Source organism: Streptomyces sp. AK08-02, assembly GCF_033795085.1.
Classification (GTDB): Bacteria; Actinomycetota; Actinomycetes; order Streptomycetales; family Streptomycetaceae; genus Streptomyces; species Streptomyces echiniscabiei.
In genome coordinates, this window is record NZ_JARAZV010000026.1 from 79132 (window position 1) to 100554 (window position 21423).

The 21423-nt window shown below is 69.6% G+C and carries 19 protein-coding genes; 4 read left to right on the top strand and 15 right to left on the bottom strand.

Annotation, left to right across the window (positions count from 1 at the left end; all coding sequences use genetic code 11):
• Positions 1-144: 144 nt before the first annotated feature.
• The 3 genes from PV734_RS40765 to PV734_RS40775 are packed head-to-tail and all read right to left on the bottom strand — an operon-like array spanning position 145 to position 3302.
• Entirely contained in the window at positions 145-1191 is a 1047-nt protein-coding gene (locus PV734_RS40765; RefSeq protein ID WP_319294478.1) for a Gfo/Idh/MocA family oxidoreductase, read from the bottom strand.
• Between the two features lie 3 nt (positions 1192-1194).
• Complete coding sequence (locus tag PV734_RS40770) at positions 1195-2208, bottom strand: Gfo/Idh/MocA family oxidoreductase (protein WP_319294480.1); 1014 nt, start codon at positions 2206-2208, stop codon at positions 1195-1197.
• Positions 2190-3302 carry a Gfo/Idh/MocA family oxidoreductase gene (locus PV734_RS40775; RefSeq protein WP_319294524.1) on the bottom strand — a complete coding sequence of 371 codons (1113 nt, stop codon included), beginning with the start codon at positions 3300-3302 and terminating at the stop codon, positions 2190-2192. Before PV734_RS40775 ends, PV734_RS40770 begins: the two co-directional genes overlap by 19 nt.
• A 163-nt stretch (positions 3303-3465) precedes the next feature.
• Between PV734_RS40775 and PV734_RS40780 the strand changes: the two genes are divergently transcribed.
• Complete coding sequence (locus tag PV734_RS40780) at positions 3466-4488, top strand: LacI family DNA-binding transcriptional regulator (protein ID WP_319098466.1); 1023 nt, start codon at positions 3466-3468, stop codon at positions 4486-4488.
• A gap of 487 nt (positions 4489-4975) precedes the next feature.
• Here the strand turns inward: PV734_RS40780 and PV734_RS40785 are convergent, their stop codons facing one another.
• The 11 genes from PV734_RS40785 to iolC form a co-directional block, all read right to left on the bottom strand.
• A complete protein-coding gene (locus PV734_RS40785; protein WP_319294482.1) occupies positions 4976-5917 on the bottom strand; it encodes an ATP-binding cassette domain-containing protein in 942 nt (313 codons plus the stop codon).
• Between the two features lie 4 nt (positions 5918-5921).
• Complete coding sequence (locus PV734_RS40790; protein ID WP_319294484.1) at positions 5922-6998, bottom strand: ABC transporter permease; 1077 nt, start codon at positions 6996-6998, stop codon at positions 5922-5924.
• Positions 6999-7005: 7 nt separating this feature from the next.
• Positions 7006-8010, bottom strand: coding sequence for a sugar ABC transporter substrate-binding protein (locus PV734_RS40795; protein ID WP_319294486.1), 1005 nt, complete (start codon positions 8008-8010; stop codon positions 7006-7008).
• 495 nt (positions 8011-8505) lie between these two features.
• The gene (locus PV734_RS40800) at positions 8506-9375 is read right to left on the bottom strand and encodes a sugar phosphate isomerase/epimerase (RefSeq protein WP_319098470.1); all 870 of its coding nucleotides are present in this window, start codon (positions 9373-9375) and stop codon (positions 8506-8508) included.
• Positions 9372-10391 (bottom strand): Gfo/Idh/MocA family oxidoreductase, encoded by a 1020-nt coding sequence (locus PV734_RS40805; RefSeq protein ID WP_319294488.1) that lies wholly within the window; start codon positions 10389-10391, stop codon positions 9372-9374. The genes PV734_RS40800 and PV734_RS40805 overlap by 4 nt, the downstream gene beginning before the upstream one ends.
• A gap of 92 nt (positions 10392-10483) precedes the next feature.
• The gene (locus PV734_RS40810; protein ID WP_319294490.1) at positions 10484-11431 is read right to left on the bottom strand and encodes a TIM barrel protein; all 948 of its coding nucleotides are present in this window, start codon (positions 11429-11431) and stop codon (positions 10484-10486) included.
• 12 nt (positions 11432-11443) lie between these two features.
• Entirely contained in the window at positions 11444-12940 is a 1497-nt protein-coding gene (locus PV734_RS40815) for a CoA-acylating methylmalonate-semialdehyde dehydrogenase (protein ID WP_319294492.1), read from the bottom strand.
• Positions 12941-12953: 13 nt separating this feature from the next.
• Positions 12954-14837 (bottom strand): 3D-(3,5/4)-trihydroxycyclohexane-1,2-dione acylhydrolase (decyclizing), encoded by a 1884-nt coding sequence (gene iolD, locus PV734_RS40820; protein WP_319294494.1) that lies wholly within the window; start codon positions 14835-14837, stop codon positions 12954-12956.
• Positions 14834-15724: a 5-deoxy-glucuronate isomerase gene (gene iolB / locus PV734_RS40825; RefSeq protein WP_319294496.1), complete on the bottom strand. Its 891-nt coding sequence runs from the start codon at positions 15722-15724 to the stop codon at positions 14834-14836. The genes iolD and iolB overlap by 4 nt, the downstream gene beginning before the upstream one ends.
• Entirely contained in the window at positions 15721-16593 is an 873-nt protein-coding gene (locus PV734_RS40830) for an aldolase (protein ID WP_319294498.1), read from the bottom strand. Before PV734_RS40830 ends, iolB begins: the two co-directional genes overlap by 4 nt.
• A 4-nt stretch (positions 16594-16597) precedes the next feature.
• Positions 16598-17572 carry a 5-dehydro-2-deoxygluconokinase gene (gene iolC / locus PV734_RS40835; RefSeq protein ID WP_319294500.1) on the bottom strand — a complete coding sequence of 325 codons (975 nt, stop codon included), beginning with the start codon at positions 17570-17572 and terminating at the stop codon, positions 16598-16600.
• Positions 17573-17785: 213 nt separating this feature from the next.
• Here iolC and PV734_RS40840 point away from each other — a divergent pair, with 213 nt between their 5' ends.
• The 3 genes from PV734_RS40840 (at position 17786) to PV734_RS40850 (ending at position 19845) form a co-directional block, all read left to right on the top strand.
• Positions 17786-18787: a LacI family DNA-binding transcriptional regulator gene (locus PV734_RS40840; protein WP_319294526.1), complete on the top strand. Its 1002-nt coding sequence runs from the start codon at positions 17786-17788 to the stop codon at positions 18785-18787.
• Positions 18788-19229: 442 nt separating this feature from the next.
• Positions 19230-19451: a hypothetical protein gene (locus PV734_RS40845; protein WP_415924348.1), complete on the top strand. Its 222-nt coding sequence runs from the start codon at positions 19230-19232 to the stop codon at positions 19449-19451.
• A gap of 127 nt (positions 19452-19578) precedes the next feature.
• Positions 19579-19845 (top strand): hypothetical protein, encoded by a 267-nt coding sequence (locus tag PV734_RS40850; RefSeq protein WP_319098700.1) that lies wholly within the window; start codon positions 19579-19581, stop codon positions 19843-19845.
• A gap of 90 nt (positions 19846-19935) precedes the next feature.
• Here the strand turns inward: PV734_RS40850 and PV734_RS40855 are convergent, their stop codons facing one another.
• Positions 19936-21312, bottom strand: coding sequence for a carotenoid oxygenase family protein (locus tag PV734_RS40855; RefSeq protein ID WP_319294504.1), 1377 nt, complete (start codon positions 21310-21312; stop codon positions 19936-19938).
• Positions 21313-21423: the final 111 nt, after the last annotated feature.

Genomic DNA, 21423 nt, shown 5'->3' on the forward strand with positions numbered 1-21423 from the left:
AGCCTCGTCCGGCCTGGTCCCGCAGCATGCTGGTAGTCGTGAAGGAGGCCGCCGAGTCGGTCGAATTCCGGCGTGACGGAACGTGAGGGCGTGGCTTCCCCTTCTCCATGCTTTCGATGATCCATGACGCTGCCCGCCGTCCCCCTACCCGCTGCCGGGCGGAACGGGGAACGTGATGCCGCACAGTCTGCGGATCTCGTCCATTGCCCGGAGTGTGACGACGGATTCGCGCAGCGGGCGCAACGGGCTCTCCCGCAGGCCTGCGGCGATGCACCGGGCCGCCTCGGCCGCCTCGAAGTGCAGGGCGTCGTGGGCGCTGCGGGGTTCGGTGCGGATCAGCGGGGTGCCACCGCCCGCGGGGGTGAGGACGAGGTCGCCGGGCTGGTAGAAGGGGCCGGGCAGGCTGAGGGTGGCCCGGGTGCCCGCGATGGTCGCGGTGGTGGGAGTGTCGCTGAAGAGGGTGGTGTGGACGACGGCCTGGTTGCCGTGCGGGTCGTGGAGGATCGCGGATGTCTGGCCGTTCACCCCCGTGGGGTGCGGCTGGCCAAAGGCCTGCACCCGCGCCGGTGCGCCCAGGACCCAGGTGGCCAGTGAGACGGGGTAGGTGCCGAGGTCCAGCAACGGCCCGCCGGCCAGCTCGGGGCGCAGGATGCGGTGCCCCGGGCCGAAGTGCTCGCCCAGGTCGGCCAGGACGGTGTGGACGTCGCCGAGGACCCCCGATTCGAGGATCTGGCGGACGACGTCGAACTTGGGCAGAAAGAAGGTCCACAGCGCCTCGGCGCAGAACAGGCCTCGGGCGGCGGCGAGTTCGGAGATCTCGGTCGCCTGGGCGGCGTCCAGCCCGATCGGCTTCTCCACCAGTGTGTGCTTTCCGCCCTCCAACGCCAGCCGGGCGCAGACGAGATGGGCGGTGTGCTCGGTGGCGACGTACACGACGTCGACGTCCTCGGCGGCGACCAGGTCCTCGTACGAACCGTAGGCGCCGGGTATGCCATGGCGGTTCGCGAAGTCCTTGGCGCGGGCCGCGTCGCGGGAGGCGACGGCCGTGAACCGCTGGCGGGTGTGCCGCTGGACGGAGTCCACGAAGCGCGCCGCGATCCAGCCGGTTCCGAGGACACCCCAGCGCAGGGCGGGGGCGTCCATCGGGTCGGGGGTGCGGGGGAGAGGCAGAGTGGTGGGGAAGGCGGTCATCGGTCAGACCTCCGGGACCTGGACGGGGACGGTCCGGCCGCCGTCCTTCATGGACGCGATGACGGCCTCGGCCACGGCGGAGGCCACCAGTCCGTCGTACGCGGTGGCCAGCGGCGTCGGGTGGCCCGCGGTCACGGCGTCGGTCCACGCCTGGAGTTCCAGGCGGTAGGCGTCGGCGAAGCGGGGCCGCCAGTCCGCCGGGTATCCGGTGGACCGGGAGCGCGCCGAGTCGCTCACCAGCCGTGCCTGGCCGGTGAGGGCGAGCGTGCCGTGCTCGCCCGCCACCTCGCAGCGGACGTCGTAGCCGTACTCCGCGTTGAGGAACACCTCGGCGGTGGTCAGGACACCGTCGGCCGTGCGCAGCAGCATCAGTTGGGGATCGCGGAGTCCGGCCACCACCGAGGTGGCCCGCCCCATGTGCCAGCTCACCTCGGTGATCGGCGAGTTGAGCAGCCACGGCACGGTGTCGAACTCGTGGATGGCCGATCCGGTGACGCTGAACTCGTCGGTGCAGCCGGGCGCGGAGGACACGCCCCGGCTGACGCAGTGCACGAGCAGGGGAGCCCCGCAACTCCCTGCGGAGACGGCGGATTTCAGCTCGGCGTATGCCGGGTCGAAGCGGCGCATGAAGCCCAGGGAGATGAGCCCGCGGCCGGCCTGCCGCTCCTCCCGGACGACCCGTACGCATTCGTCGACGGTCGGGGCGAGCGGCTTCTCGCACAGCACCGGCTTTCCGGCCCGTACGGCGGCCACGGACAGATCAGCGTGGGTGGAGTCGTGCGAGGCGATGACGACGGCGTCCACGTCCGGGTCCGCGATCAGCGCGTACGGGTCGTCGGTGGCCCGCGAGCCGGGAACCGTACCGGCGACGGAGGCCGCGCGCTCCCTGTCGATGTCGGAGACCAGCACGACATCGGCACCGGAGACCTGGCGGTGCAGGGTGGTCACATGGTCGGCGCCCATGTTGCCCGCGCCGATCACACCGATCCGCAGGGCGCTCATACGAGGTTCACCCACGTTCCGCTCTCCACGGACCGCGTCATGGCGTCCACCACGGCCGCGCTGTGCACGGCGTCGTCCAGCGTGGCGCCGTACGGCCTGCCCTCGGCGACGGAGCGCAGGAAGCGGTACGCCTCGATGACCTTCAGGTCGTCGTAGCTCATGCTGGAGGCCGCGCCGGGCTGGAAGGCCGCGTACTCGCCGGCGCCGGGGCCGACGTACACGGTGCTGACGGGCTGGTCCTGATAGCTCGTGCCGCGGCTGACGCCCAGTTCGTTCATGCGGCGGAAGTCCCAGAAGACCGCTCCCTTGGTGCCGTGCACCTCGAAGCCGTAGTTGTTCTGCTCGCCGACCGAGACCCGGCAGGCCTCCAGGACCCCCCGGGCACCGGAGGCGAAGCGCAGCAGGCAGTTGACGTAGTCCTCGTTCTCGACCGGGCCGAGTTCGCCGCCGGTGGCCAGCGTGTGGCCGGCGGTGGCGCCGGTCGGGCGGGCCCGCTCCGGAATGAAGACGGCGGTGTCCGCGGTCAGGGAGGCGATGTCGCCCAGCAGGAAGCGGGCCAGGTCGGCGCCGTGCGAGGCGAGGTCGCCCAGCACGCCGCTGCCGCCGCGCTCCCGTTCGTAGCGCCAGGTCAGGGCCCCGTCCGGGTGGGCCGCGTAGTCGCTGAAGAGGCGGACGCGTACGTGGGTGACCGTCCCGAGTTCGCCGGAGGCGATCAGCTTGCGGGCCGCCTCGACGGCGGGCGCGTTGCGGTAGTTGAAGCCGACCGCGCCCTGCACGCCCGCCTTGGCGACCGCGTCGGCGACCGCGCTCGCGTCGGCCGTGGTGAGGCCGACCGGCTTCTCGATCCAGATGTGCTTGCCCGCCTCGGCCATCGCGACGCCGATCTCCCGGTGCAGGAAGTTCGGCGCGGTGATGCTCACCGCCTGTACGCGCGGGTCGGCGATGATGTCGCGCCAGTCTCGGGTCGTCGAGGCGAACCCGAACTGCGCGGCGGCATCCTCGGCCCGGCCGGGCACCTCCTCGGCGACCGTCACGAGTTGTGGCCGCAGGGCCAGCTGCGGGAAGTGGTGCGGGATCCGGGCGTACGCCTGGGTATGTACCCGCCCCATCCATCCGAAACCCACGACGGCGACACCGAGCGAAGTCACTGTGACTGCCCTTCTTTGGACCGGTCCATAAATGTTCCAATCACCCTGAGACCCAAAATTCCTCGTGTCAAGAGCTTGTGCTGAGGCCTTTGACAGCGAATCCATCGTATGGAACGGTCCATCCATGAGACCTCCGACCATCCGTGACGTGGCCGAACGGGCCGGCGTGTCGAAATCGCTGGTCTCCCTGGTGCTGCGCGGCTCCGACCAGGTGCGCCCCGAGAGGCGCCAGGCCGTGCTGGCCGCCGTAGAGGAACTCGGCTACCGGCCCAACGTCGCCGCCCGCAGTCTCAGTGAGCGCCGCACCCGCTCGGTCGGCGTACTGCTGCACGACATGCGCAATCCCTGGTTCGTGGAACTGCTCGACGGCCTCAACTCCCGCCTCCACGACAGCGGTCTGCACATGCTGCTGGCCGACGGTCATCTCAACCGCCGCCTCGGCGACGACCTCACCCGCACCTTCACGGACCTGCGGGTCGACGGCCTGATCGTCGTCGGCACACTGCCGCCCTCCGAGGCGCTGCGCGCGGCGGCGGCACAGATACCCACCGTCGTCGCGGGTGCCCGTGAACCCGCGCTGCCCCGCGTGGACATCGTCGCCAACGACGACGAACAGGGCGCCCGCCTCGCCACCGAACACCTCATCGGCCTCGGGCACCGCCGTATCGCCCACATCGCCGGACAGGGCGTCGTCGGCGAGCTGCGCCGGCGCAGCTTCGAGACGGTCATGCGCGAACACGCACTGGCCGGTCTCGCGACCGTGGAGCAGGGCGATCTGACGGAGGAGGGCGGCTACCGGGCGATGGTGCGGCTGCTGAGCGCCCCGGAGCGGCCGAGCGCCGTCTTCGCCTTCAACGACATCGCGTGCGTGGGCGCCCTGTCGGCGGCAGAGGAGTCGGGGCTCCAGGTGCCACGGGACCTTTCCCTCGTCGGGTACGACAACACGTACCTCTCGCGCCTACGTCATCTGTGGCTCACCACGGTCGACAACGCCAGCCACGACGTCGGCCGCCGCGCCGCGCAGCACCTCCTCGACCGGATCACGGACCCTGCTCGTCCGAGTGAGACCGTCCTCGCGACACCGACACTCGAAGTGCGGGGCACGACGGCGCCTCCCGCGGCCGTGTACTCGGTGCCACGCCCCTGACCGGTGCCGCCGCCGTCAGGAAGTCCGGGTGGCGCTCCGCCGGGCGTGGGCGAAGGCCGTCACGGCCATGGGTCGCCCCCTTCGGCTCTCCACGGGTAGGACGTCACGGTCCCGCCCGGAGCGGGGAGGACGGATGAGGTCCGCTGTGGTTCGCGTGCCGCGGTGTGAGCGCGCAGGCCGACACCTCGGGATCGGCGATCCGAGCCGTGTGGATGAGGAAATCCGGCTGGGTCCAGGTGCGGTGGGCCTGGTCCACGAGTGCAGCCGCCTCGTATCCCGTCCACAGACGATCGACGCGGATTCCTTCGGCACCGCCCCGTGAGTGTGCCTTGATACGGCGGGCCATGAGGGAGGACAACGGGATGGCAGCCACCGGCACCAGCGCGCCCAGCCGCGGAAACCCGGCAGGTGCTCAAGCCGTGGTGCCCACCCTCTGGACGCAGATGGACACCACGGCTTGCTGCTTGGGGAGTCGGCCAGAGGGCAGTCAGGAGGCCTTTTGACCGGCGGCCGAGGCTGGCGTGACGAGGTCTTCGGCCTCGGGGAGTTCGTCGACGTCGACGCCTCGGACTTGGGCCAACTCGTGTTTGAGTGCTGCGAGTTCGGCGCCGCCGGCCATGTGGTTGGTGAGTTCTTCGAGACTGACCTCGCTGCGGGCGGCGCTCAGTTCCATGGTGCCCAGGCGCAGGACGCTGAAGTGGTCGCCGACCATGTAGGCGTGGTGCGGGTTGTGGGTGATGAAGATGACGCCCAGACCCTTGTCGCGGGCTGCGGCGATGTACTTCAGCACGACACCGGACTGCTTGACGCCCAGGGCGGCGGTGGGCTCGTCGAGGATGAGGACGCGGGCGCCGAAGTAGACGGCGCGGGCGATGGCGACGGACTGGCGCTGGCCGCCGGAGAGGGTGCCGATGGGCTGGTCGAGGTCGTCCAGGACGATGCCCATGTTGCGCAGTTCCGCGTCCGCGGTCCGTTTCATCTTCTCGATGTCGAGGCGGCGCACGGGCCAGGGGCCCTTGGTCATCTCGGAGCCGAGGAAGAAGTTGCGCCACACCGGCATCAGCGGGACGGTCGCCAGGTCCTGGTAGACGGTGGCGATACCGGCGTCCAGGGCTTCACGGGGTGTGGCGAAGTGGACGGGGCTGCCGTCGATGAGGAGTTCGCCCTCGGTGTGCTGGTGCAGCCCGGAGATGATTTTGATCAGGGTCGACTTGCCGGCGCCGTTGTCGCCCAGGACGCAGGTGACCTGGCCGGAGCGGACGGTGAGGTTCACGCCGTGCAGGGCACGGATGTTGCCGTACGACTTGCCGGTGTCGCGCAGTTCGACGATCGGCCGCCCGTCCTTCGGCGAGTCGTCCCGCGGCGAACTCTCGTCGGTGAGCGTGTCGTTGGGCGAGACGCCGCCCGGGGAGGTTTCGTTGGTTGTCATCAGTTCACCTCCGGGTCGCCTGGCGGCGGACCCACAGATTGACGAGGGCGGCGACCAGGAGCATCACGCCGAGGAACGCCTTGAACCAGTCGGGGTTCCAGTTGGCGTAGACGATGCCCTGGGAGACCATGCCGAAGATGAAGGCGCCGATGACCGGGCCGATCGCCGAGCCGTAGCCGCCGGTCAGCAGGCAGCCGCCGATGACGGCCGCGATGATGTAGAGGAACTCGTTGCCGACGCCCTGGCCGGACTGGACGGTGTTGAACGAGAACAGCAGGTGCATGCCGACGAACCAGGCGCCCACGCCGACGCCCATGAACAGGGCGATCTTCGTGAAGTTGACCGGGACACCGACCGCGCGGGCGCTCTCGTTGCTGCCGCCGACGGCGAAGATCCAGTTGCCGAACCTGGTGCGCAGCAGGATCCAGGTGGCGATCGCGGCGAACACCAGCCAGTACACGATGGTGATCTTGAAGCTGACGTCGCCGATGGAGAACTCGGAGGCGAAGACCTTCTTGGCCTGGTCGAAGCCGTCCATGTCGGCGATCGAGTCGGACGCCACGTTCCCGGTGAAGATCTTCGTGACGGCGAGGTTGGCGCCCTGCAGGATCAGGAACGAGCCCAGGGTGACCAGGAAGCTCGGCAGTCCGGTCTTGATCAGCAGCCAGCCGTTGAACGCGCCCACGGCGAGGGACACGATCAGGGCGACGAAGACGCCGGTCCACACGTTCATCGACAGCTGGAAGCTGAGGATCGCGGCGGTCAGCGCGGAGGTGGTGACCGCGACACCGGCGGACAGGTCGAACTCCCCGCCGATCATCAGCAGGGCCACCGGCAACGCCATGATGCCCATCACGGACGCCTGGTAGAGCACGGTCGCGAGGGCGCTGGTCTCACGGAACGAAGGCGCCACCGCGAAGAAGAACAGATACACACCGATTGCCGCGATCAGCGCACCCACCTCGGGACGGGCCAGCAGCCTGCGTCCCAGAGACCGTCTGTCGGTGCGGCCGTCCTTCTGGGCGGCCGGCGAGGCCGGCGACGAGGGGGAGCTCGTCGCCGGTGCCGTTACTTGAGTCATGACCGGATCACCGAGTGCCCTTCGCGGCGAACGTTGCCACGGCGTCGGCGTTTTCCTTGGTGATGAAGGCGGGTCCGGTGAGGACGGGTGCGGTGCCGCCGCCGCTGAAGTTGCCGTTGGTCCTGTAGAGCCACAGGGAGTCGACGGAGAGGTAGCCCTGGAGGTAGGGCTGCTGGTCGACGGCGAACTGGATGCTGCCGGCCTGGACGGCCGTCACCAGGTCCTTGTTGAGGTCGAATGTGGCGATCTTGGCCTTGCTGTTGGCGTCGGACACCGACTGGATCGCGGTCAGGGCGAACGGGGCGCCGAGGGTGATGACCTCGTCGATGGACTTGTCCTGGTTGAGCTTCGCGGTGATCGTCGACTTCACGGACGGCATGTCGGTGCCGTTGACGTAGAGGTTGTCGGTCTTGCCGGTGAAGCCCTTCTTCAGGCCGGCGCAGCGGGCCTCGAGGGCGACATGGCCCTGTTCCTGGACGACGCACAGGGCGTGCTTGGCGCCGAGCTGGTTGAGGCGTTCGCCGAAGGCCTGGCCGGCGATGTTCTCGTCCTGGCCGAAGTACTCCAGCATGCCGAGCTTCTTCCAGTCGTCGAGGCCCGCGTTGAAGCCGACGACGGGGATGCCCGCGGCGGTGGCCTTGGCCACGGCGTCCTTCATGGCGTCGGGCTTGGCCGCGGTGAGCGCGATGCCGTCGACCTTCTGGGCGATCGCGTTCTGCACAAGGTTGGCCTGGTTGCCCGCGTCCGGGTCGCTGGCGTAGACCAGCTTGATGTTGTCCTTGGCGGCAGCGGCTTCGGCGCCCTTGCGGATCAGGTCCCAGAAGGTGTCACCGGGGGCGGCGTGGGTGATCATCGCGACCGTCATCCGAGGGGTGTCGGCCTTGCCCGCGGAGGCGGCGGCTCCGCCTTCCTCGGATTTCTTGCCGCCTGAACTGCTGGAACAGCCGGTGGCGAGCAGTGCCCCGGTGATGGCGACGGCGGCCAGAGTGGCGGCTCGGTGGTTTCTGTACATGTCCCTCGCACCTCGCTGTGCTGGTAAGGATGGTTTTGTGTCGGGCGGTGTGGAGCGGCTTCGGGTATGTGCCGGGCCGGTGTCCGCGGCGTGTGACAGACACCGGCTGAGGGCGCGGGATGATCCCGCGGTGATAACCGGAGCCGGCGGGTCGACGACCGCGATCAGCGGATGCGCCCTCGGGCCGTGAGGCTGGTGAGCGAGGCCGCGAGCGCCTGTCCGGCGGCGGAGGGTCGTGCTCGGTGGTCTTGGTGCGGACCACCCGGCCACTTCACTAGAGCGCTTTATTAGCGCGCTCTAGTTGGCGTAACTATGGATCCGGCCACCAGTGATGTCAATAACCTTGTCAGGACGTATCGACAAAGTCTGTGCAGGTGGCGTGAGGCGTCAGCAGGGCGGCGTAGTCCTCTGTCGCTCCGGCACCATGCGGGACGCTGGGCATGGTGAGGGCGCCGGTCGTCACCGCTGACCGGGATCGGTCGGCGAAGGCTTCGCTCAGGAAGCGAGTTCCTTGCGGATGCGGTCGAGCATGAAGGCGGAGGATTCGTGCGCCCGTTCCTCCCAGGCGAAGACGCAGGCGGTGGCGACACCGTCGAAGTCCAGTTCGCGCAGGGTGCCGAAGAAGGCGTTCCAGTCGACCTCGCCCTGGCCGATGTCCAGGTGCTGATGGATACGGGCCGTGGTGCCGGGCGGGTTGAGGATGTAGCGCAGGCCCGAGGAGCCCTTGTGGTTGAAGGAGTCGGCGATGTGTACGTGCTGGAGCTTGTCGCCCGCGTATCGCATCATCGCCGCGATGTCCGCACCGACTTCCGAGGCGCCGGAGAGGTGGAAGGAGTGCGGGGCGCAGTACAGGTAGTTCACCCAGGGTTTGTTGACGGCGCGGACCAGGTCGACCGCCGGGGTGTTCTCCTCGCAGAAGTCGTCCGGGTGCGCCTCCAGGTTCAGCGCGATGCCCTCCCGTTCGAACAGCGGCAGCAACTCCTCCAGCGAGCGCCAGAACGCGGCCTCGCTCTCGGCGGCGCGGTCGGGGCGGCCGTTGAACTCGGAGTTCATCAGCGGGCATTCGAGGTCGGCGGTGATCTCGATCATCCGCTTCCAGTAGCGGACGGCGGCTTGCCGCTCGGTCTCGTCGGGTGAGGACCACTTGTACAGCGGCAGCACCGAGGAGAGCCGAACTCCGTGTGTGCGCAGGGAGTTCTTCAGTTCGGCGATCCGCTCGTCGTCCGCGCGCGGATGCAGGAAGAACGGCATGAAGTCGTCGCGCGGCGACAACTCGATGTGCTCGTAGCCGAGTTCGGCCACCGTACGCACCATGCCGTCGATCGGCAGGTGGCGGAACATGTACGGGTCGAGGGCGATCTTCACGCGGCACCTCCGTAGAGCGCGGGCCTGGGCTTCATGTCGGCGGCGACGACGGCGCCGCCGGACTGGAGGGAGTGAACGGCCGCGTCGGTGATGACGGTCGCCGCGTAACCGTCCCAGGCTGACGGCCCGGTCGGCTCGGCACCCGCCGCGACGCCGGCGATCCACTCACGGAACTCGGTGTCGAAGGCCTCGGCGAAGCGCGCCTTCCAGTCCTGCGGTACGGCGCTGCTGTGCTGTCCGGCGGTACGGACGGCGACGGCTGCCGGGTCGGGCAGCTGCCCGAGACCGTCCTCGCCGACCACCTCGCACTGGATGTCGTAGCCGTACTGGCAGTTGACGAACACCTCCAGATCGATCCGGACACCGCTCGCGGTCTCGAAGAGCATGATCTGCGGGTCCTTCAGGTGCTCGAACCGCCTGTTCGTGGCGCGCGGAGTGATCACCTGGGCGGAGACGATCTCGTCGTCCAGCAGCCAGCGCAGTACGTCGATCTCGTGCACGGCGGTGTCCTGCGCGGCCATCGGGGAGGTGTACGACTCGGGGACGGTCGGGTTGCGGTGCGCGCAGTGCACGATCAGCGGCGCGCCGAGGGACCCGGAGGTCAGGACGTCCTTCAGCTGCCGGTAGCCGGGATCGAAGCGGCGCATGAAGCCGACCTGGACCAGACGACGGCCGTGGGCGCGCTCGGCCTCGACGACGCGCAGACAGTCCTCGGCGGTGGTGGCCAGGGGCTTCTCGCAGAAAACGGGCTTGCCGGCCGCGATGGCGTTGAGCACATGCTCGGCGTGGGTCGGGCCCCAGGAGGTGACGAGGACGGCGTCCACGTCGGGGGAGACGATCAGATCGGCACCGGTGGGCAGCGCGACGGCGCCCACCCGGGCGGCGACCTCGGCGGCGCGCTCGGCGTCGATGTCGGTCACAGCGGAGACCCGCGCCTCTGTGACGGCCTCGGTCAGGCGCCGGATGTGGTCCTGGCCGATCATTCCGGCGCCGATGACGCCTACACGTACAGTCATGGTCATGTCCTAATACAGGGAGAGGGACAGGAGCGGCAGGCTCATGCCACCGTGGGCGGTGCTGTGTCGTCCCCGACACACATGGGCGCGAACTACCGTCCGAGCACTGGACGTCGGGCCCCGCTGAGCCCGTGTTCGGCCAGATGCTCCCGGGTGCGTACGGCGATGGGGAGCGGCACCTCGGGCGCGCACGGGTACAGGTCCTGCTCGACGATCACGAACAACTCGGCGTCGAGCCTGCTCAGTTCGGCGACGACGTCGGCGGGGTTCGGCACCCCGGCGGGCGGCGTCACGCACACCCCACGCTTGACGGCCTCCCCGAAGGACAGGTCCTCGGCGGCGACCTGGGCGAGGACGGCCGGGTCCATCTGCTTGATGTGGACGTATCCGACGCGCTCGCCGAACCGACGGATCAGGTCGAGGTTGTCGCCGCCGCCGTACGCCACGTGTCCGGTGTCCAGGCACAGGTTGGTGTACCGGGAGTCGGACTCGTTGAGCAGCCGCTCGATCTCCGGCTGGGTCTGGATGTGGCTGTCGGCGTGCGGGTGGACGACCAGCCGTACGTCGTACTCGTCGAGGAGGAGCCGGCCGAGCCGGTCGGCGGCGCGGCCGAAGCCGGCCCACTGCTCGGGGGTCAGTTCCGGCGACTCGGTGAACGCGCCGGTCTTCTCCTCCCGGTACATCGGCGGGATGAGTACGAGGTGGTGGGCGCCCGCGGCAGCCGTGAGCGTGGCGACCTGGCGGACATGAGCGAGCATCTCGTCCCACGCCTCCGGCCGGTGCAGCGCGCCGAACGCGGTGCCACCGGACACCTGAAGGCCGCGGGAGTCGAGCTCCTCCTTCAGCCGCTGGGGGTCGGTGGGGAGGTAACCGTACGGGCCGAGCTCCAGCCACTTGTAGCCGGCCGCGGCCAGCTCGTCGAGGAAGCGGGCGGGCGAGACCTGGTGCTCGTCCTCGGGGAACCACACGCCCCAGGAGTCGGGCGCGGAGCCGAGGCACAGGTTGCCCACGGTGGTACGGAGGGATGGCGTCGTTGCCATGGTGTAGGCCCTTCAGCTTGAGGTGGGGAAGTCGAACCCGGCGGTGAGCTGCTGCTTGGGCTGGGGCCAGCGGGTGGTGACGACTTTGGGGCGGGTGTAGAAGCGGATGCCTTCGGGGCCGTGGATGGGGGAGTCTCCGATGAGGGAGTCCTTCCAGCCGCCGAAGGAGTAGTACGACATGGGGACCGGTACCGGGACGTTGATGCCGATCATGCCGACCTTGACCCGGCGCTGGAACCGGCGTGCGGCCTCGCCGCTGCTGGTGAACAGGGCGGTGCCGTTGCCGTACGGGTTGGAGTTGATGAGGTCGATGGCCTCGTCGAGGGTGTCGACGCGGACGACGGCGAGGACCGGTCCGAACAGCTCTTCCTTGTACGCGTCCATCTCGGTGGTGACCCGGTCGAGCAGGGACGGTCCGGTGAAGAAGCCCTCCTCGTGGCCGTCGACCTTCAGCCCACGCCCGTCCACGACCACCGTCGCGCCCTGGGTGGCGGCGACCCCGACGGCGTTCTCGACGCGCTCCTGCGAGGCCTTGGTGACGAGCGGTCCCATCTCGGTGCCGGGCACATCGCCCGGGCCGACCTTGACCTCGCGGGCCTTGCGCTCCAGCACCTCGATGAGGGGGTCGGCGGCGTCACCGACGGCCACGGCGACCGAGACGGCCATGCAGCGTTCGCCGGCGGAGCCGTAGGCGCCGGCGGTGATGTGGTTGGCGGTGAATTCGAGGTCGGCGTCGGGCAGGACGACGGCGTGGTTCTTGGCGCCGCCGAGGGCCTGGACGCGCTTGCCGTGCGAAGTGGCCTGCTCGTGCACGTACTTGGCGATCGGCGTCGACCCGACGAAGGAGACGGCTTCGATGCCGGGGTGGGTGAGGATCGCGTCGACGGCCGGCTTGCCGCCGTGGATGATGTTGAAGACGCCGTCGGGGAGGCCTGCCTTCTTGTACAGGCCGGCGACGAAGTTGGCGGCGGAGGGGTCGCGTTCGCTGGGTTTGAGGATGAAGGTGTTGCCGGTGGCGATGGCCATGGGGTGCATCCACAGGGGCACCATCGCGGGGAAGTTGAAGGGTGTGATGCCCGCGACGACTCCGAGCGGCTGGCGGAAGTCGTGCACGTCGACGCCGCGCGACACCTGGTCGGAGAAGGATCCCTTGAGTACGTCTCCGAGCCCGCACGCGAACTCGACGACCTCCCGGCCGCGGGTGATCTCGCCGCGCGCGTCGTCGACCGTCTTGCCGTGCTCGGCGGAGATGATCCGGCCCAGTTCCTCCTCGTGTTCCACGAGCAACTGGCGGAAGGCGAACATCACTTGGGTGCGCTGTGCGAGCGAGGACTCCGACCATGTCTCGAACGCGGCGGTGGCGGCCACGACGGCGGCGTCGACCTGGGTGGCGCCGCCGAGGACGACCCTCGCCTGCTCCTGGCCGGTGGCGGGGTTGAACACCGGCGCGGTGGTGGAGGTGCCTGCGGTGACCGGGGACCCGTTGATCCAGTGCTGGATGGTTGTCACGTGAGGGGTGTCCTTACAGGTAGTGGCGCTGGCCGGGCTTGTGGGCGGCGTAGGTCTGGTAGGCGGCGCGGGTGGTGTCCAGGGCGGAGGTCTGGGCGACGGGGACGTCCCACCAGCCGTGGCCGGGCGGGTTCGGCCCGTGAAGGTCGGTCTCGACGTGCACGACGGTGGTGCGGGTGGCGGCCTTGGCCTTCTCCATCGCGGTACGGAAGTCGTCGACGGTGGTGGCGTGCAGGACGTCGGCGCCGAGGCTGGAGGCGTTGGCGGCGAGGTCGACGGGGAGGACATCTCCGTCGAGCTGTCCCGAATCGCCGTTGCGGTAGCGGTAGTTGGTGCCGAACCGCTGCGAGCCGAGCGATTCGGAGAGGGCTCCGATGGAGGCGAAGCCGTGGTTCTGGACGAGGACGACGATGACCTTCAGGCCTTCGGAGATCATGGTCACGATCTCCTGAGCCATCATCAGATACGAGCCGTCGCCGACGAGGACGACGACTTCGCGCGACGGGTCGGCCATCTTCGCGCCGACGCCGGCGGCGACCTCGTAGCCCATGCAGGAGTAGGCGTACTCGACGTGATAGGCCTTCGGATCCCTCGCCCGCCACAGCTGTTGGAGGTCACCGGGCATGGAGCCGGCCGCGTTGATGACGACGTCACGGTCGCCGAGTACGTCGTTGAGGGCGCCCAGGATCTGGGTCTGGGCGGGGAGGCGGCCGGTGTTGCGCTCCGGTGCGAAGCAGGTCTCCTCGATCTCCCTTGTACGGGAGACGAGTTGGCGTGTCCGGTCCCGGTACTCCTGGTCGACTTCCCAGTCGGTGAGCGCTCCCGCCAACGCCTGGATGCCGAGGCGGGCGTCCGCGACGAGGGGTTCCGCGGAGTGCTTGACGGCGTCGAGGCGGGCGACGTTGAGGTTGACGAAGGTGACGTCGGGGTTGGCGAAGACGGTGTGGCTGGCGGTGGTGAAGTCGGAGTAGCGGGTGCCGATCCCGAGGACGATGTCGGCATCGCGGGCGAGTTCGTTGGCGGCGTACGAGCCGGTCGAGCCGAGGCCGCCGACGGCGTACGGGTGGTCCCACGGCACCGCGCCCTTGCCCGCGTGGGTGTCGGCGACCGGGATGCCGGTGGCCTCGGCGAAGGCGCGCAGCGCGGTCTCGGCACCGGAGTAGACGGCTCCGCCGCCGGCCACGATCAGCGGCTTCTTCGCGTTGCGGAGAAGAGCGGCAGCCCGCTGCACGGCCTGGGGTTCCGGAACCGGGCGGCCGATGTGCCACACCCGGCGGCGGAAGAACGCGAGCGGCCAGTCGTACGCCTCCGCCTGCACGTCCTGCGGCAGGGCGAGGGTGACGGCGCCGGTCTCCACCGGGTCGGTGAGCACCCGCATCGTCGCGAGCGCGGCGGGGATGAGCTGTTCGGGCCGGGAGATGCGGTCGAAGTACTTGGAGACGGCGCGGAAGGTGTCGTTGACGGTGACGTCCCCGCCCCGGGTGTCCTCCAGTTGCTGCAGGACGGGGTCGGCGGCGCGGGTGGCGAACATGTCGGACGGCAGCAGGAGGACCGGGATGCGGTTGGTGGTGGCCAGGGCCGCGCCGGTGATCATGTTGGTGGAGCCGGGGCCGGTGGAGGCGGAGCAGGCGAAGGTCGCGAGCCGGTCGCGCATCTTGGCGTAGGCGACGGACGCGTGGACCATGCCCTGCTCGTTGCGGGCCAGGTAGTAGGGGAGATCGGCCTCCCTGGTGACGGCGGCCTGGAGGAGCGCCTGGCCGAGGCCGGCCACGTTGCCGTGCCCGAAGATGCCCCACACACCCGGGATCAGCCGCTGCTCCTGTCCGTCGCGCTCGCTGTACTGGTTCGCGAGGAAACGGACCAGGGCCTGCGCGGTGGTCAGTCGGACGGTAGTCATTGGTTCTCTCCGAAGGGCAGCCGGTCGTCGACGTCCTGGGCCTGCCAGGTGGAACGCACCCAGCCGTGGGCGGGGTCGTCGCAGATCAGCCAGGCGCGGTCCTGTCCCGGGCCGGCCATGACGTTGAGGTAGTAGAGGTCGTAGCCGGGTGCGGCGATCGACGGGCCGTGCCAGCCGTGCGGGATCAGCACGGTGTCGCCGGAGCGGATCTCGGCGAGCACGTCGATCGGCCGGTCCTCGGTTCCGTACACCCGCTGGTAGCCGAAGCCGTTCCCGTCGCCGGAGACCTGGAAGTAGTAGATCTCCTCCAGCTCCGACTCGACCGGGTTGCCTGCCTCGTCCGTACGCGCCTCGTCGTGCTTGTGGGGCGGGTAGGAGGACCAGTTGCCGCCGGGTGTGAGGACCTCGCAGACGAGGAGCTGCTCGGCCTCGAAGGTGCCGGGCAGGCAGTAGTTGTTGACCTGGCGGGAGCAGGCGCCGGCGCCGCGCAGTTCGACGGGGACGTTCTCTTTGGGGCCGTACCGGGCGGAGAGTGAGCTCCGCCCGGTACGGGCTGCGGGCAGCGCGAACGTCCCACCGGACGCGCTGCTGATCAGGGCCTCCGACTCGGCCGGGAGGTAGGCGAAGTCGGTGGCGGAGGCGAACACGCCTGTCCGCCCGGCGAGTTCGAAGGCCCTGCCGTCCGTGGTGACGGTGCAGGAGCCCGTCAGCGGCAGGACCAGGAACTCGCAGTCCCGGGTGGACAGGGCGTGCGCCCCACCCGGCTTCAGGGTCAGGATCCTGAGGCCGGAGTATCCCCAGCCCGCCGACTCGGGCGTGACCAGGAGGTCGTAGGGTCCGTCGGCCGAACTCCCCGCAGGGAGGTGGTACTTGCTGGTGTCGCTCACAGCAGGCTCACCGCCTTGTCGACCGCCCCGGCGACATCGCCGTTGGAGGGGTAGAGGAGGGAGCGGCCCACGACCAGGCCCTGCGCGGTCGGCTGCTTGAGTGCCCTGCCCCAGGACGCGAACGCGGCGGCGGCGTCCTTGACCTCCCCGCCCAGCAGCAGCGCGGGGAGCGTGGAGGCGGACAGTACGCGCTCCATGTCGTCCACGACCGGCAGCTTCAGCCAGGTGTGGGCGGTACGCCGGCCCAGCCCCGCAGCGATACTGACCGACGTGACGACAGCATCCGTCGAGAGGTCGTTGCGGACCTTCCCGTCCTGCCAGGAACTGAGGAACGGCTCGACCATCGCGATGAGTTGACGGTCGTTCAGCTCGTTGACGGCACGTGCCGTGTTCTCCAGCGCGGACGGTGTCGCCGGGTCGTCGAGCGCGATCCGGGTGAGCATCTTGCCGCCGTCGAAGCCCATCGCGGCGATCGTCGCCGCGTCGTAGCCGGTGAACCGGTCGTCGATCTCGAAGACGGAACCCGCCAGCCCGGCCCGGTTCATCGACCCGAAGACGCTCTTGCCGTCGAGGACGCCGAGCAGGAGGAGGTCTTCGAGGATGTCGGCCGTGCCGAGCACACCCGTGACGCCGGGCCGCTCCAGGGCGGTGCACAGGCGGTCGAGGAGTGCGAAGCGGTCGGCCATGGCGTTCGGGTCGCCACCCACGCCATTGGCGCCGCGCGCCGGATGGTCGGCGGCGATGATCATCGCCCTGCCGTGCTCGCCGAACGGCGAGGCGGCCCTCACCCGGCGTTCGGCGGCCACCGCGATGGCACCGGGGTCGCCGACCCGGGCTGCCACGATCCGGTTCACGTTGTCGGACAGCACGTCGTCACGCCTTTCCTTCGACGGCGGAGGCGGCGATGGACGCCTCGCGGAGCTTCGCCTCGACCTCGGCCTCGGTGGGCATCGCGTCGGAGCAGGACAGCCGGCCCGCCACGATCGCGCCGGCGGCGTTGGCGAAGGCGACGGTGCGGCGGGTGTCCCAGCCCGACAGCAGCCCGTGACACAGGGCGCCGCCGAAGGCGTCACCCGCGCCGAGCCCGTTGACGACATCGACCGGGACCGGCGGGAACTCGGCGGCCGAGCCGTCACGGCCCACCGCCAGCACACCCTTCGGGCCCTGCTTGACCACGGCCAGCTCCACGCCGGCCGCCAGCAGCGCCTTCGCAGCGGCGTACGGCTCACGCTCACCGGTCGCCACCTCGCACTCGTCGAGGTTGCCCACCGCGACGCTGGTGTGGCGCAGAGCCTCGGCGTAGTACGTACGGGCGTCCGCCGGATTGCTCCAGAACATCGGCCGCCAGTCCAGGTCGAACACCGTCGGCCCCGCCTTCGCCCGGTGCGCCAGTGCCGCGAGGGTCGCCGAGCGGCTCGGCTCCTCGCTCAGGCCGGTGCCGGTGACCCACAGGATCCGGGTATCGCGTACGGCCGCGAGGTCCAGCTCCTCCGGACGGATGTCCAGGTCGGGAGCCTTCGGCAGCCGGTAGAAGTACAGGGGGAAGTCGTCCGGCGGGAAGATCTCGCAGAACGTCACCGGCGTCGGCGCGATGTCCGACGTACCGACGAAACGGATGTCGACGCCGTAACCCTCAAGAGCCGACCGCACGAAGTCCCCGAACGGGTCCCGGCCCGTCTTGGTGACCACGGCCGCGGAGTGTCCGTAACGGGCGGCGGCCACGGCGACGTTGGTGGGGCTGCCGCCGAGGTACTTGCCGAACGACGTGACCTCCGCCAGCCCCACACCCGTCTGGAGCGGATACACATCCACTCCCACACGGCCCATGGCCAGTACATCGAACGGCATCGCTGGGTTCCCTTCGCTCCGGAGGTACCGGGGGAGTTCCTCGGGGGATGTTTCACTCTCGCGCTCTACTAGCGCGCTCTAGGTGAGTACGATGACCCTGTCCAAATGTCATGTCAATAGCTTGTTGCCAGGAGATTTCGCGACCGCCCATAGGGTGGGGCGCGTCGAAGGGGGTTTTCACCGGTGGATGCGTCAGCCAAGCAGCGGCCCACGATGGCGGACGTAGCCGCGAAGGCAGGTGTGTCCAGGGCGCTCGTGTCGATCATTTTCCGTGGCCGGCCGGGGGCCAGTCAGGAAACCCGTGAACGCGTCCTGCGTGTCGCCGACGAGATGGGCTACCACCCCGACAACGCGGCCAGGCTGCTCGCCCGGGGCCGCAGCCGCACGCTCGGCGTGATGTTCACCGTGCACCAGACCTTCCACCTGGACCTCATCGCGGGCATCTACCCCGAGGCCGAACGGCTCGGCTACGACGTCCTGCTCTCCGCAGCCACGCACAGCCGGGAGGAGACCAAGGCGGTCGAAGCTCTGCTCGGTCACCGTTGCGAGGCGGTGATCCTGCTCGGCTCCGACGCGGAGGCCGAGTACCTCGACGAGCTGGGGCGTCGCACGGTCACCGTGTCGGTCAGTCGCCGAGTGCCCCACGCCAATGTCGACTTCGTGCACTCGGCCGAGGGCAAGGGGGTGCGGCAGGCCATGGACCATCTCGTCGAGCTGGGGCACCGTCGGATCGTGCACATCGACGGCGGCAGCGGCCCTGGGTCGGCGGAGCGGCGACGTGCCTATCGGGCCGCGATGCGCCGCCACGGGCTGGAGTCCGAGGCGCGGGTCATTCCCGGTGACCACACCGAACTGTCGGGTATCGAGACAGGGGAGTCGCTTCTGGCGGAGCGCGGTCGGGGACAGGCCCTGCCGACCGCGGTCCTCGCGGGCAACGACCGTTGTGCGTGGGGGCTGTTGATGTCCTTGACGCGGGCAGGGGTTGAAGTCCCCGGGGACGTGTCGGTCGTCGGGTACGACGACAGCCATCTGTCCCACCTGATGCCGATCGGGCTGACCACGGTGCGCCAGGACGCGGTCCTCATGGCGGAGCACGCGGTGCGCTTCGCCGTGGAGCGGCTGGAGGGCCGGGGCGTGGCGCCGAGGGAGGCTGTGCTGGACCCGGAACTGGTGGTCAGGGGGACCAGCGGGCCGGCTCCGGAGCCCCAGGCCTGAGTTGCGTGGTCTCACCTGGCGAGACGGTGCGGCTCTTGTCGGACGAGGCCGGCCGGGGCCGCAGCCGGGTCCGGACCACAAGCGTCTGAGGGATCTCGGCCCGGAATTGGTCCCGGACCTGCCGGCACTGGTCGAGCCGTGACGAACACGGTGGCCCGGAGTCGCCGTTGCGGTGGACCGTGAATCTGGGTCACGGTGTTGTGCTACAGGGGACGCCATCCCCGCCCATGGTGGGCGCACCCCTCCTGTCCGGGCTGCGGCGCCTCGATGTTCACTGGATGGACAGGGGCTTTGTGCGGACCGGACGGTCTTCGGATACTCGCGGGGCAGTGCTTGCCGTGTGTCGGCAGTCGACCGTCACGAGGGGACACCGACGTGATCATCCAGGACGAAGAGCAGCTGACCGTGGCGGTACTTGCCGAGACGGCCGGTGGACGGGCCCGTGTGCGATCTCCTGACCGCGCTCGACCTCCCTCCCTTCCGGCCGGCGCATTTTCACGCGCTGATCCACAAACCGGGGTACGAGGCGATCGCGTCCCAGCTCTACAGCCACGACGACCCCATCCTGGAGACCCGCACGACGACCACCTCAAGCCCGAAGACCGCCTGGCAGGACTGCTTCTCCTCCTCTGTGCCCAAAGGGCATCAGCGATCAGCCGGTTGACCGTCGAGGACGTCGAGATCGGCGCCCAGGCAGTACGTCTCCACCTCGGCGATGCTCCCGTCCGGCCGCCCGACCCGTCGCCCGGCCGACCCGCACCGTCGCCGCGAACCGCAAGGGTTACGCGGCCATGGGCGCCCTGGTCCCGTCCCCGTGGCTCTTCCCCGGCGGCCGGCCTGGACGCCCGATCAGCGCCACACAGCTGACCCAGCGGCTGAACCGGCTCGGAATCCGGCCCAACCAGGCCCGCAGCACCGCGCTCTTCCAACTCGCCACCGAGTTACCCGCCACGGTCCTCGCTCGCACCCTGGGCATCCACACTGACGTCGCCGTCGTTTGGCAACGGCTCGCTGCGGGCGACCGGGCCACCTACGCCGCCGAGAAGCTGTCGTCATGATGGACAGAGCCGGCGGGGTTCAAGGTCGGACGGTTCACCCGGGAATGTACGCGCACGCCGAGCGGGAGGTGCTCAGGAGCATTCGGGCTGTCAGGCGGGGTCGGGTATCCAGCTGCCGTGGAAGCCGAGCGGTACGCGCGTCGGCAGGTGCACTGTGGCGATCGGGGCGCCGGTGAAGTCCTGCCCGGAGAGGATCACCAGGTCGGTGGCACCGCGCTCGGGGTCGAAGACGTAGGCGAGGACGTAGCCGTCGTCTTCGTCTTCCGTCCGCGCGTTCTGCGCGGGCACGAAGTACGCCTCACTTGTGTAGTGGCCGGTGCCGAAGTCGCGGACCGTGGCGGTCTGCCGGTGGAGGTCGTGCTTGATCAGTGAGTCGCTGAACGCGTCGACGGGCAGGCCGTCCAGCGTGCCGACCGGGCCCGCGTAGCGGATCAGGTCCGGGGTGACCGCAGAGTATCCGTAGCGATAGGTGCCGGTGACGACGGCCGGACTGACCACGGGGAACTCCTGTGGGTGGTCGTCGAGGCGCGTCTCGGTGACCCTCCCGGAGACCGTGTCTATGACCCAGCGGTCGAGCGTCGGAAGGCTGTTGCCCATCAGCTCGGCCCCCGCGAACATCTGCGGGTAGCGCACGACGTCGACCACGACCGTGTCGCCCTGGTCGTAGGCGTTGAGTGTGTGGAAGACCCAGCACGGATTGACATCGAACCAGCGCACCTCGGTGCCGCTGCGGGGCAACAGGCCGATGCGGCTGCCGCGGGCCTCGTTCCAGTTCATCGGGAACGCCTTGCCGGAATCCGCGGCAGCCCGGCTGAAGGTGACCGGGAGGTCGTACAGCACGGCGTACCTCTGGGTCAGCGCGAAGTCGTGCATCATCGGCGCGTGCGGAGCGGAGATGGCCACGCTGCGCACGACCTTGCCGAGTGGGGAGACGACCAGGTAGGTCAGCGTGTCGCCGCCGAGGACGTAGGTGACGGCGTGCAGTTCTCCGGTGGTGGGGTCCAGCTTGGGGTGGGCGACGAAGCCGTCGCGCAGGGTCCCGTCGAAGTCGCAGGCTCCCACGGTGTCCAGGTCGTAGGTGAGTTCGTAGGGCCGGGAGCCGGCCTCGACCAGGGCGAAGGTGCGGTTGGCGTGGCCGATGACGTGGGTGTTGGGGCCGGTGTCCACGCGGCGCATGGAGGCGCCGGGGCGAGGCTGTTCGCCGAGTGCCTCGGCGACGTGCGCCGAGCGCACCCAGCGGTTGCGGTACCACTCGGCCTTGCCCTCGCGCAGTCGTACGCCGTGCACCATGCCGGTTCCGGTGAACAGGTGGAGCCGGGGCTCGTCGAGGTTCAGGGGGTTGGGGCCGTTGCGCAGGTAGCGGCCGTTGAGCTCGGCGGGGATGGTGCCGGTGACCGGGAGGTCGAAGGAGGTGACCTCCTCGGCGACAGGCGTATAGGCGCCCTGGAAGCCGTTGTTGGGGTTCATGGCAGTCCTCTCACGGTGGCGTGGCGTCCGGCGCTGGCGAGCCGGGCTCTCTACGGCGGGCCCGAGTCGCGAGGAGCTCCGGGGGTGTGCCGCACAAACCATAGTACTCAA

What these genes read in the sequence shown, in the direction of transcription:
- PV734_RS40765 (WP_319294478.1), bottom strand. Translation starts at nt 1,191, where the DNA reads ATGACCGCCTTCCCCACCACTCTGCCTCTCCCCCGCACCCCCGACCCG.
- PV734_RS40775 (WP_319294524.1), bottom strand. Translation starts at nt 3,302, where the DNA reads ATGGGGCGGGTACATACCCAGGCGTACGCCCGGATCCCGCACCACTTC.
- PV734_RS40780 (WP_319098466.1), top strand. Translation starts at nt 3,466, where the DNA reads ATGAGACCTCCGACCATCCGTGACGTGGCCGAACGGGCCGGCGTGTCG.
- PV734_RS40785 (WP_319294482.1), bottom strand. Translation starts at nt 5,917, where the DNA reads ATGACAACCAACGAAACCTCCCCGGGCGGCGTCTCGCCCAACGACACG.
- PV734_RS40790 (WP_319294484.1), bottom strand. Translation starts at nt 6,998, where the DNA reads ATGACTCAAGTAACGGCACCGGCGACGAGCTCCCCCTCGTCGCCGGCC.
- PV734_RS40795 (WP_319294486.1), bottom strand. Translation starts at nt 8,010, where the DNA reads ATGTACAGAAACCACCGAGCCGCCACTCTGGCCGCCGTCGCCATCACC.
- PV734_RS40805 (WP_319294488.1), bottom strand. Translation starts at nt 10,391, where the DNA reads ATGACTGTACGTGTAGGCGTCATCGGCGCCGGAATGATCGGCCAGGAC.
- PV734_RS40810 (WP_319294490.1), bottom strand. Translation starts at nt 11,431, where the DNA reads ATGGCAACGACGCCATCCCTCCGTACCACCGTGGGCAACCTGTGCCTC.
- iolD (WP_319294494.1), bottom strand. Translation starts at nt 14,837, where the DNA reads ATGACTACCGTCCGACTGACCACCGCGCAGGCCCTGGTCCGTTTCCTC.
- iolC (WP_319294500.1), bottom strand. Translation starts at nt 17,572, where the DNA reads ATGCCGTTCGATGTACTGGCCATGGGCCGTGTGGGAGTGGATGTGTAT.
- PV734_RS40840 (WP_319294526.1), top strand. Translation starts at nt 17,786, where the DNA reads ATGGCGGACGTAGCCGCGAAGGCAGGTGTGTCCAGGGCGCTCGTGTCG.
- PV734_RS40850 (WP_319098700.1), top strand. Translation starts at nt 19,579, where the DNA reads ATGGGCGCCCTGGTCCCGTCCCCGTGGCTCTTCCCCGGCGGCCGGCCT.
- PV734_RS40855 (WP_319294504.1), bottom strand. Translation starts at nt 21,312, where the DNA reads ATGAACCCCAACAACGGCTTCCAGGGCGCCTATACGCCTGTCGCCGAG.